This is a genomic window from Nitratidesulfovibrio liaohensis (assembly GCF_011682075.1).
Classification (GTDB): domain Bacteria; phylum Desulfobacterota; class Desulfovibrionia; order Desulfovibrionales; family Desulfovibrionaceae; genus Cupidesulfovibrio; species Cupidesulfovibrio liaohensis.
In genome coordinates this window covers 1-1466 of sequence record NZ_VSMK01000538.1, presented here as the reverse complement: position 1 = coordinate 1466, position 1466 = coordinate 1, and the positions used below count along the sequence as shown (strand labels likewise).

General features: G+C 71.8%; 1 protein-coding gene. It reads right to left on the bottom strand.

The window, feature by feature from the left end:
- Positions 1-59: 59 nt before the first annotated feature.
- The coding region (locus FVW27_RS15415; RefSeq protein WP_424991881.1) for a PAS domain-containing sensor histidine kinase at positions 60-1466 on the bottom strand (1407 nt) is incomplete at its 5' end.

Below are 1466 nucleotides of genomic sequence, written 5' to 3'. Positions count from 1 at the left end.
TGGGCGAACGGTCCGGGCGCACGGGGTGGGCACCCATGCGCGCGGCCGCGCCCCAAATATCAGCCTGCCGCCGTCTCCCTTGCGGATGTGCCGTGCCGGCCCACGCAGGCGGGCAGGCGCACCGACACCGTGGTGCCCCGGCCCACCTCGCTGGACAGGGTCACGTCTCCCCCGTGCAGCCGCGCAATGGCCCTGGCCAGGGTCAGTCCGATGCCCAGTCCTTCACGGTTGCGCGTCATGTACCCCTGTGCCTGGTAAAAGCTTTCGAACACCCGCTCGCGCTCCTGCGCGCCGATGCCGATGCCGGTGTCCGCCACTTCCACCACCACTTCGAGGGCCTCGCAGCCCTGCCCGGCCCGCACGTCCGGACTCCCCTTGTCGGCTGCCCCATTCGCCATACCGGGCCCGGCCATGCCGCGCGGCGGGCGGCAGCGCATGGTCACCATGCCGCCCTGCCGGTTGAAACGAATGGCATTGTGCACCACATGCATGAACAGTTCGCGCAGCAGCCCTGCGTTGCCGCGCACCGTCACCGCCCCTCCGATGGGCATCGGCCCCAGCACCACCCCGTGCGCGGCGGCAAAGGCGGAAAGCTCTTCCAGCACCCCGGCCAGCACCCAATACACATCCACGGGCGCGTCCGCCGCCTCCACGCGACCGCCCTGCACCTCGGCAAAGCGCACCACCTCGCGCACCATGGCGTGCATACGCCGCGCGGCCTGCAACAGGTGACCCAGCAGTTCCTCGGCGTCGGAATCGCCCCGGCGGCGCGCCTCGTCCAGCAGCACGTCTCCCAGCCCCAGGATGCCGTTGAGCGGGGTGCGCATCTCGTGCGAGATGATGGCCAGAAAATCCTGCTTCAGATGCTGCACCCGGCGCTGCATGCTGATGTCGTGCAGCACCAGCACACGACCGCCGTCGCGCATGGGCGAGGTGGCCACCCGCACCACCCGCCGGGCCACGCCTTCGGGCGAGGGCAGTTCCAGTTCCACCACCCGCGCCCCGTACATGTCCTGCCCGGACACATACTGTCCGGGTGCGTACGCCCCGGAATCACCGCCCGCCCCACCCCCGCCGGACGCGCCTGCCCCGTGCCTGCTCCCCGGCAACACCGCCGCCGCACCCGCCTCGCCCAGCAATTCCACCAGCGGGCGGCCCTCCAGTTCCGCCGGGGGGCGATCCAGCATGGCGCAGGTCGCCGTGTTCACGGTAACCGCCGTGCCCGCCGCGTCCACCGTGAGCATGCCGTCGGCCATGGAATCGATGACCGCGCGCAGCCGTTCGTTGACGGCCTGCAATTCCGCGCGCTGGGCCCGCTCCACGGTGTACAGCGCCGCCAGGTCTTCAGCGTAGCGCACCGTCTGCATGGACACCTCTCCGCACTCGGCCAGCCCCGCCAGGGCAGCCGGGCGAGGGGGCAGGCCGTCCGGCACCGGTGGCGCGACCTGGCCCGCCTGGTCAGCGCC